Source organism: Kitasatospora sp. NPDC059722 (assembly GCF_042733235.1).
In the GTDB taxonomy this organism is placed as follows: domain Bacteria; phylum Actinomycetota; class Actinomycetes; order Streptomycetales; family Streptomycetaceae; genus Kitasatospora.
In genome coordinates, this window is sequence record NZ_JBHWGD010000167.1 from 1 (window position 1) to 7,966 (window position 7,966).

9 protein-coding genes are annotated in these 7,966 nt (G+C 74.0%); 4 read left to right on the forward strand and 5 right to left on the reverse strand.

The genetic code is table 11. The features are described 5' to 3' along the window. Nucleotides 1-49 precede the first annotated feature (49 nt). From ACFV4F_RS41190 to ACFV4F_RS41200, 3 genes are all read right to left on the reverse strand, one after another. Nucleotides 50-1,435 carry an ATP-binding protein gene (locus tag ACFV4F_RS41190; RefSeq protein WP_380510760.1) on the reverse strand — a complete coding sequence of 462 codons (1,386 nt, stop codon included), beginning with the start codon at nt 1,433-1,435 and terminating at the stop codon, nt 50-52. Then, entirely contained in the window at nt 1,435-2,133 is a 699-nt protein-coding gene (locus ACFV4F_RS41195; RefSeq protein WP_380510763.1) for a response regulator transcription factor, read from the reverse strand. The genes ACFV4F_RS41190 and ACFV4F_RS41195 overlap by 1 nt, the downstream gene beginning before the upstream one ends. A gap of 127 nt (nt 2,134-2,260) precedes the next feature. Then, nucleotides 2,261-2,968 (reverse strand): ribonuclease H, encoded by a 708-nt coding sequence (locus ACFV4F_RS41200; protein WP_380435448.1) that lies wholly within the window; start codon nt 2,966-2,968, stop codon nt 2,261-2,263. 122 nt (nt 2,969-3,090) lie between these two features. Between ACFV4F_RS41200 and ACFV4F_RS41205 the strand changes: the two genes are divergently transcribed. Further along, on the forward strand, nt 3,091-3,987 hold the full coding sequence (locus ACFV4F_RS41205) for a hypothetical protein (RefSeq protein WP_380510765.1): 897 nt from the start codon (nt 3,091-3,093) through the stop codon (nt 3,985-3,987). A gap of 163 nt (nt 3,988-4,150) precedes the next feature. Here ACFV4F_RS41205 and ACFV4F_RS41210 read toward each other — a convergent pair whose 3' ends face one another. Then, nucleotides 4,151-4,804 carry a hypothetical protein gene (locus ACFV4F_RS41210; RefSeq protein WP_380510768.1) on the reverse strand — a complete coding sequence of 218 codons (654 nt, stop codon included), beginning with the start codon at nt 4,802-4,804 and terminating at the stop codon, nt 4,151-4,153. A gap of 166 nt (nt 4,805-4,970) precedes the next feature. Here ACFV4F_RS41210 and ACFV4F_RS41215 point away from each other — a divergent pair, with 166 nt between their 5' ends. Then, complete coding sequence (locus ACFV4F_RS41215) at nt 4,971-5,327, forward strand: hypothetical protein (protein ID WP_380435340.1); 357 nt, start codon at nt 4,971-4,973, stop codon at nt 5,325-5,327. Between the two features lie 14 nt (nt 5,328-5,341). Here ACFV4F_RS41215 and ACFV4F_RS41220 read toward each other — a convergent pair whose 3' ends face one another. Further along, nucleotides 5,342-6,457, reverse strand: coding sequence for an FAD-dependent oxidoreductase (locus ACFV4F_RS41220; protein WP_380510771.1), 1,116 nt, complete (start codon nt 6,455-6,457; stop codon nt 5,342-5,344). Between the two features lie 61 nt (nt 6,458-6,518). On the opposite strand from ACFV4F_RS41220, the gene ACFV4F_RS41225 reads away from it, so the two are divergent. Both ACFV4F_RS41225 and ACFV4F_RS41230 read left to right on the forward strand, forming a co-directional pair. Next, nucleotides 6,519-6,971, forward strand: a complete 453-nt coding sequence (locus ACFV4F_RS41225) for a MarR family winged helix-turn-helix transcriptional regulator (RefSeq protein WP_380435338.1) — start codon at nt 6,519-6,521, stop codon at nt 6,969-6,971. Between the two features lie 163 nt (nt 6,972-7,134). Then, nucleotides 7,135-7,806: a VC0807 family protein gene (locus ACFV4F_RS41230; RefSeq protein ID WP_380435337.1), complete on the forward strand. Its 672-nt coding sequence runs from the start codon at nt 7,135-7,137 to the stop codon at nt 7,804-7,806. The last annotated feature ends 160 nt before the right edge of the window (nt 7,807-7,966 follow it).

Consider the following 7,966-nt stretch of genomic DNA (forward strand, 5'->3'; position numbering starts at 1 on the left):
TCCCCCCACACACCCCCCCCCCCCCCCCAAGGCCGTTCCGGCACCCGTATCAGCGGCCCCGGGAGCACCCTTCCCGCGAGGGTCGCGGCACCTTCGCTCCGTACGGCTTCGCTCCGTACGGCTTCACTCCGCACGGCGGCAGCTCGAAGCCGACCTCCGCCCCGCCCTCGGCGGACGTCCCCGCGAAGACCGTGCCCCCGTCGGCGGCGACGAGGTCGTGCACGATCGCGAGGCCCAGCCCCGATCCGGGCGCGGACTGCTGGCCCGCTCCCCGGTAGAAGCGGTCGAACACGGCGTCCCGCTCCCCCGGGTCGATCCCCGGCCCCCGGTCGCGCACGGCGAGCCGCCGCCCGTCGATCCGTACCTCGATCGGGCTGCCGTCCGGACTGAACTTGACGGCGTTGCCGATCAGGTTGTCGATGCAGCGCTGGACGGCCCGCGGCCGGGCCAGCACCGGCGCGGGCTCCGGGCCGGCGGCGGTCACGGTGATCGCGCGCCCCGTCCGCTGCCGGTGGCGCTGGGCGCTCTCCTCCGCCGTCTCGGCCAGGTCGACGGCCGCCGGCTCCTCCTCGGTGTGCGCGTCGGTGGCGAGTTCGACGAGCTCGCGGACGAGGTCGTCGAGGGCGACGGTCTCGGTCACCAGCGTGCCGAGGATCTGCTCCTCGTCCTTCGGGTCGAGCCGGCCCCGCGCCCGCTGCAGCAGCTCGGCGCAGCCCCGGACGGAGGTGAGCGGGGTGCGCAGTTCGTGGCTGGCGTCCTGGACGAGGCGCTGCTGCTGCTCGCGCGAGCGGCGCAGGGCGCCGACCATCGCCTCGAACGCGCGGGTCAGCCGGCCGACCTCGTCGCGCCCGGCGGGCGGGAGCGCGGTGGTGAGGTCGCGGGTGCTGGTGATGTGTTCGGCGGCGCGCACCAGGCGGCGGACGGGGCCGAGGATGCGGCTGAGGATGAGCCAGCTGAGCAGCGCCGACAGGGCGGTGGCTGCGGCGGTGGTCCAGGTGATCCGGGCCAGGAACTCGTGGTCGACGCGCTCGACGTCCGCGTAGGCCTGCCCGACCATCAGCGCTCCGCCGCCCGGCCGGGCCTTGGTGAGGAGGCCGTACGACGTCCCGTCGACGGTGACGTCCTCCTCGCGGGTGCCCTGCCCGCTCCTGGCCACGTCCAGCGCGCCCGGCGGGACGGGCAGCGGCGCGCGGCCGGCCGTCAGCAACTCGACCGTCCCGTCGGCGAGGACGAGCTGTTCGGTGGTGTCGGGCCGCGGGTCCGGGCGGCGCGAGGCGTCGAGGATGACGGCGACGGCGTCGGCCCGGTCGTTGAGGCTGCGGTCGAACTGGTCGGCGACGAGGTCCCGGACGCCCCGGTAGGAGGCGGTGACGGACACCCCGATCGCGAACAGGGCGGCGGCGATGACGACGGCGGTGATCCGCGCGCGCAGCATCAGGCGGACCGCAGGGTGTAGCCGACGTTGCGGACGGTGTGGATCACCCGGGGCTCGCCGCCCTCCTCCGTCTTGCGGCGCAGGTAGCCGATGTAGACGTCCAGGGAGCGCGAGTCGGTGTCGAAGTCGTAGCCCCAGATGCGCTCGTAGATCTGCGGGCGGGTGAGCACCGACCCCTGGTTGCGCAGCAGGAGTTCGAGCAGGTCGAACTCGGTCTTGGTGAGGTCGAGCGGACGGTCCCCGCGCTGTGCCCGGCGGGCGGCGGCGTCGAGGGCGATCCCGTCGAAGAGCAGCGGGCCGGTCTCGTCGAGGGGTGCGGCGCGGCGCAGCAGGGCGCGTATGCGGGCGAGGAGTTCCTCGACGGCGAAGGGCTTGGCGAGGTAGTCGTCGGCGCCCGCGTCCAGCCCGGCGACGCGGTCGCCGAGCTGGTGGCGGGCGGTGAGGACGAGGACGGGCAGCCGGTCGCCGCGGCGGCGCAGCATGCGGCACAGGGCGAGGCCGTCGAGGCGGGGCATGACGACGTCCACCACCGCGAGGTCCGGGCGCCGCCGGTCGAGGAGTTCGAGGGCCTCCTGGCCGTCCGCGGTCGTCAGGACCTCGTAGCCCTCGAACCGGAGCAGCTGGTCGAGGGTGTTGCGCACGCCCGGGTCGTCCTCGACGACGAGGACGGTGCGGCGGGCCGCGGGGGTGTCTGTCATGGTGTCATCTTCGCTGGTGGCGTGCGTGGTCCCGGGGTCCGGGTGGCCTGCCGCCAGCGTGCCCGTGGCACGTCGGCCGTTCGTAAGGGAAACGGCAGAGGCGTGTAAGAACTCGACGTCGATCAGGTCAGGCGTGGGCCGCCGCGCACTCCGGGTGGCCCCAGCTGCTGCCGACCTTGGTGATCTTGTCGCCCTTGGCGTACGGGCGGGTGCAGGGGCAGGTGCCGGGGTAGCGGGCGGCGAGGGTCCGGGCGGTGCCCGAGGAGGAGGTCTTCTTGGCGGCGGTCTTCGTGGCCTTGGAGGCGGCCTTCGCCGGGCGCGCGGACGCCGCGACCGGGTCCGGCACCGGGAGGTCGGCGGCCGTGCCGGCGGCGCCCTGCTGGGTGCGGGCGGCGTCGCTGGCGGCCTTGTCGGCGATGGCGTTCAGCGGGTCGCCGTCCACCTGGTGGGCGGGGACGTACACGAAGGCGACGTCCCGGCCCGCGAGCAGCGCGTCGATCTCCTGGATCAGCTCGCGGTTGGCGACCGGCTTCCCGGCGGCCGTCTTCCAGCCGTTGCGCTTCCAGCCGACGAGCCACTTGGTGACCGCGTCCCGGGTGTAGGTGCTGTCGAGGCGCACCTCCAGCGGGGCGGCGGCGTCGGTCGAGGCGAGGAGCTCGCGCAGGGCCGTCAGCTCGCCGATGTTGTTGGTGCTGTGCCCGAGCGCGCCGGACTGCCAGCGCTGCGGCGCCCCGGCGGCGTCCGCGACGACGTACGCCCAGCCCGCCGGGCCGGGGTTCCCCTTGGCAGCTCCGTCACAGGCTGCGATGACTCGTTCGTGCATGCCTCCGATCATGCCAGGGTCGGGCGGGCCTCCCGACCACGCGTTCAGGTCGCGCATTTTGTGTGATCCCGGGCCCCGCCGGGGGTCTCCTGTTCGAGAAGACCGAAAACGCCTGCGCCCCGAAGGACCCGCCGATGACCGCTGCCGCCGCCCGTCCGTTCTCCCGAGGCTGGCTGCTCGCGTCCTGCGTGCCGACGCTGCTCGTGCTCGGCATGGCCTTCTCCGTCCCGCGGAGCCCGCAGCCCGCCGCGGCAGCGCCCGCGATGGCCGACGGAATGGCCGGGATGCCGGGGATGACCGGCACGGCACCGGCTCCGGCCGCCGCGCAGGCCGCCGCGCCCGCCCGCGGCCTCGCCTCGGAGCAGGACGGGTACCGGCTCGCGCTGGAGACCACCGCCGCGCCCGTCCGCTTCACGATCACCGGGCCCGACGGCGCGCCGGTCACCGACCTCACCGTCCACCAGACGAAGCGGCTGCACTTCTACGCGATCCGCACCGACCTCACCGGCTTCCAGCACCTCCACCCGGAGCAGGCCCCGGACGGCAGTTGGACCGCCGACCTCGCGCCCCTCGCCCCGGGCAGCTGGCGCCTGTACGCCGACTTCATCCCGAACACCGGCCCCCACAGCCCGGAGTACGTCCTCAGCCGCACCGTGACCGTCCCCGGCGAGGCCGCCCCCGTCCCGCTGCCCGCCCCCGCCGAGCGCACGACGGTGGACGGCTACACCGTCACGCTCCACGCCCAGCCCATGGCCGGGGCCTACCAGTTGACCGCGTCCTTCGAGCAGGACGGCCGCCCGGTCACCGACCTCCAGCCCTACCTGGACAGCTACGCCCACCTCAGCGCCTTCCACGAGGGCGACCAGGCCCTCGCCCACCTCCACCCCGCGAACGCCGTGACCGGCGACAACGGCGGCCCGGCGCTGACCTTCCAGGCCATGCTCCCCGAGCCGGGCGACTGGCGCGTCTTCCTCCAGTTCCAGACCGCGGGCCAGGTCCACACGGCCGAGCTCACCCTGCGGGTCGCCTAGTCGATGGGGTCGGACCTGCCGGGATCGGGGTCCGGCCCCATCGTCGTTGGCGTCCTTGAGCCCGACGATGTCACTCCCCGCACGACACAACTCCGTTGGTACGTCGCGGTAGGCGATCCGTGGGAGCCGTACCGGCTCGTCGATGTGGCCGGACAACCGGTGGTCACACGTCCGCCACCGAGTGCCCGATCCTGCGGGCGCGGGCAGCACTCGCCTCCAAGTCCAGCGCAGGCTCAAGCGCCGCGACCACCCGGCGCGTCAGCGGGCTGCCCGCCAGGATCGCGGCGACGGCATCGCGATCGACGGGTCGTCCGTGGTAGTCCTCGGCATCCCTGCCGACGGCCTCCGCACTGCCGTCCGCGAGCACCCCGAACAGCCAACCCGCTCCGTCGGACTCGCCCTCGGCGAACACCACCGGCCCGCACTGCCACTCGGAGGCTCCGGCCTCGCGCCATGCGCACACCGTCGCCTCGAAGAACCCGTCGGACTGCAGCTCCGGATCCGCCGGGTAGTGCGCCAACCCTGGCGGAAGGTCGTCCAGCAACCCAGGCCAATGGGCCCGGGGCCGCTCCCGCGAGGCATCGCTCTCGTAGCCGAAGCCGTAGAGGAGGACCCCGGCCGGATCGAAGACGATCCCGTACAGATCGCCGGAGCCGTCCTCCATCGTGGCCAGGTCCACCCCTGGGCGCCAGTTCGACTGATAGTCGTATCTCGGAGCGATTTCGGCGAGCATGAAGTCAAGCAGCGCCAGCGCCCGGCAGCGGGCCCGCAGGACGTCCGGCTCGGCCAACCTGGGCACCAACTCGTGAACGTTCATGACGAGCATTGAACAGGACCCCACCCGACAGGCCGTCAGCCGGATCCCCTCGGCACCGTCACCGCAGCGGCCCTCGTCATCCTGCTTCGCGCATGATCGACCGGACAGCTCCCGGCCGCGCCCGAATTCGGTCGAGCCCGGCCCGTCGTCCGAGTAGTCTCGCCCCGTGGTGGATGACGAGCAGTACGTCCGGTACCGGGAAGACGCGAAGCTGCTGGCAGCGATCGGGGAGCGCGTCGGCGCCCAGGTCGGCCGGGTCACGGTGCGGCTGCCCGGGGCCGTGGCCAGGGCCGCGGTGGAGGCCTGGGAGCGCGACGAGACGGGTGACGTCGGCGAGGAGACCCGCGAGCAGTACGAGTTGCGGGCCCAGGCCGGTGACCTGGCGCTGATCGGCCTTGAGATCTCCGAGCGCGGCCGCCGGGAGGGTGAGGAGGTCGTCGTCGACCTGCTGGTCTCCTTGGCGGGAGCGTCCGTCCTGAGTCACATCGAGGCCGCGGGGCCGGCCTACCGGCCGCCGGAGTAACCGGGGGCGGCCTGCTACGAGAAGTCGCCGGCCTGGCGCCGGGTCGACCTCTCGACCGCCGCGAAACCGTGGTCGAGCATCTCCGCCTCGTACGCCCGCACGGCGTCGAGCAGCGGCACACCGGAGACGAGCCGCGACGCGAGCAGTCCGGCCTCGTGGATCGCGACTCCCGCGCTGACCCCCGCCGGGGCCATCGGGTGGGCCGCGTCGCCGACCAGCGTCACCGGCACCGTCGGCCACGGCGCCGGACGCTCGGCGACCAGGATGCTCGCGGGCACGACGTACCGGATGTCGCCGAGCCCGACCAGCGCGCGCAGGGACGGGTGCCAGTCGTCGATGGTCCGCTCGGCGAGTTCCAGCAGCTCGGCCGCGCCGAGCCCGTCGACGTCCGGCCCGTAGCGGGCGGCGGGCGCGACCATGCCCCACATGACGTAGTCCTCGCCCGCCGGGAGCCCGAAGTCGGCCGGGTCGCGCCGGAACTGCTGGGCGGCCAGGGCGAGGCGGCGGCCGTCCGCACCGACCACCCCGAGGAAGCCGTCGAGGGCCTGCCGCGGCGTCAGTGCCCGCACCTCGTCCGTCATCGGCGTGCGCCCGTAGATGAGCCGGCTGTCCTGCACGGCCACCGAGAAGTCCGGCAACAGCTGCCGCCGGACAGCGGAGTTGGCGCCGTCCGTGGCCACCAGCAGGTCGCCCTCGGCGGTGGAGCCGTCGGTCAGGTGGACGCGGACGCTGCCGTCGTCGAGCAGTTCGTAGCGGGAGAATCCGGCGCCGAAGCGGGTCGAGTCCGCGAGGTCCCGCAGCATGATCCGCCGCAGGGTGAGCCGGTCGACGGTGAGGCCCGCGGAGTCCGGCGGGATCGGGACCTCGGCGAAGTCCCGCAGGTCGGGTCCGGCCATGCTGACGCCACCCGTCGCCGCGCAGGCCGTGGCGACGGCCTGCGCATAGGCCTCGGCGGGCAGCCACGTGCGCAGCGCAGCGTCCCCGTCGCCACCGATGTGGATCCGGTAGCCCTGCGAGCGGGCGTCGATGGCGGCGTCCCGCTCGAAGAGCCGCACCTCGTGACCGTGCCGGCGGAGACCGTGGGCGAGGCACGGGCCCGCCAGGCCCGCACCGATGATCAGAACACGCATGCTGCGCCTCCGAGTTGAGATCGTCTCAGATGAGACCGTCTCGGACGGTAGCATCACCCCCATGGAACCTCAACCCTCCGCCCCGGCCGCCCTCGGACTGCTGATGTACCGCGCCCACCAGCTCGCCCGCGCCAGGGCCAACCAGTCGGCCCGGCCCAGCGGCATCGAGCTGCAGCACGCCGGCGTCCTCACCGCCGTCCGCGAGGGCGGGGCCCGCAGCCAGCGCGAGCTGGGCACGGCGCTCGGCATCGACAAGTCGACCCTGGTGCGGATCGTCGACGACCTGGAGAACCGCGGCCTGCTGCTCCGCCGGCGCACCCCGAACGACCGCCGCACGTACGAGATCCTGATCACCGAGGAGGGCGAGCGCCGCCTGGCGGAAGCGTCGGCGCTGTTCAGCGACGCGATGGCCGGCCTCCTGGAGGTCTTCACCCCCGAGCAGCAGCATCAACTGCACGAGCTGCTGGACCGGTTCGTCACCCAGAGCGACCGGCCGACGCCCAGCGCTCCTTGAGCACCCGGACGCGGCCCCGGGTTTCGCCGTCGTCCGGCACGGAAGTAGTTAGCTGTGCAGGTGACAGGCGGCAGTCGAGCCGGGCAGCGATCGCCGCGCGGACGACGTCATGACCGGACACCCGCCACACGGAGGACGTCATGACCACACGCAACGAGCCGCGGTGACGACCCCCGGGGCGCCGCCGCGGCCGAGCGGCCGGCGCGTGCTGCTCGGTGTCGTCCGGGACATCGCGGTCCCGATCGCGCTGTACTACGGCCTGCGCGCCGCCGGCGTGAGCGTCTTCGTCGCGCTGCTGGCCGGCGCCTTCCTGCCGGCGCTCACCACGGCGGTGCAGTGGCTGCGCACCCGCAGCCTGGAGGGCATGGCGGGCTTCGTCGCCGGGACCATGCTGCTCGGCGTCGCGGCCGCGCTGATGAGCGGCAGCCCGCGGTTCCTGCTGGCCAAGGACGGCTGGCTGACCGGCGTGGCCGGGTTCTGGTTCCTGCTCTCGATCAGGGCCAGGCGCCCGCTGCTCTTCCACGGCGGCCGCCCCCTGCTGGAGGGGAGGTTCCGCTCCGACGGCACTTCCTGGGACGTGCTGTGGGAGCGCGAGCCGGCCTTCCGGCGGATCTGGCGGGTCTCGACGGCGATCTGGGGCGTGGCGATGCTGCTCGACGCCGCCGTGCGGGTCGTGATGGCCTACACCCTGCCGGTGGACCTGGTGCCCGGCCTCGGCGCGCTGCTCTGGCCGGTCACGCTGCTGCTGTTGCAGGTGGTGAACGGCGTCTACTACGAGGTGGCCGGGCTCTGGCGGCTGACCTCCGGTACGGCCGCGCGCGCGGCGGACGGCTGAGCAGTGTCCCCGCAGGAGGAGCCCCGGCCACTGACTCGCGTGTGAAGGTTCGGGAGCGGGAAGTCGACTCGGCCGACTTCCCGCGCCCGCGCTCCGCGGCGCTCCCCAACTCCGGGGCGCGCCGGGGTCCGGGGGGCTCCGGGCGCCGGGGGGCAGCCGG

Excerpts from the sequence above, each read along its gene's own strand:
- ACFV4F_RS41210 (WP_380510768.1), bottom strand. The coding sequence starts at position 4,804 with ATGAACGTTCACGAGTTGGTGCCCAGGTTGGCCGAGCCGGACGTCCTG.
- ACFV4F_RS41220 (WP_380510771.1), bottom strand. The coding sequence starts at position 6,457 with ATGCGTGTTCTGATCATCGGTGCGGGCCTGGCGGGCCCGTGCCTCGCC.
- ACFV4F_RS41195 (WP_380510763.1), bottom strand. The coding sequence starts at position 2,133 with ATGACAGACACCCCCGCGGCCCGCCGCACCGTCCTCGTCGTCGAGGAC.
- ACFV4F_RS41190 (WP_380510760.1), bottom strand. The coding sequence starts at position 1,435 with ATGCTGCGCGCGCGGATCACCGCCGTCGTCATCGCCGCCGCCCTGTTC.
- ACFV4F_RS41225 (WP_380435338.1), top strand. The coding sequence starts at position 6,519 with ATGGAACCTCAACCCTCCGCCCCGGCCGCCCTCGGACTGCTGATGTAC.
- ACFV4F_RS41200 (WP_380435448.1), bottom strand. The coding sequence starts at position 2,968 with ATGATCGGAGGCATGCACGAACGAGTCATCGCAGCCTGTGACGGAGCT.
- ACFV4F_RS41205 (WP_380510765.1), top strand. The coding sequence starts at position 3,091 with ATGACCGCTGCCGCCGCCCGTCCGTTCTCCCGAGGCTGGCTGCTCGCG.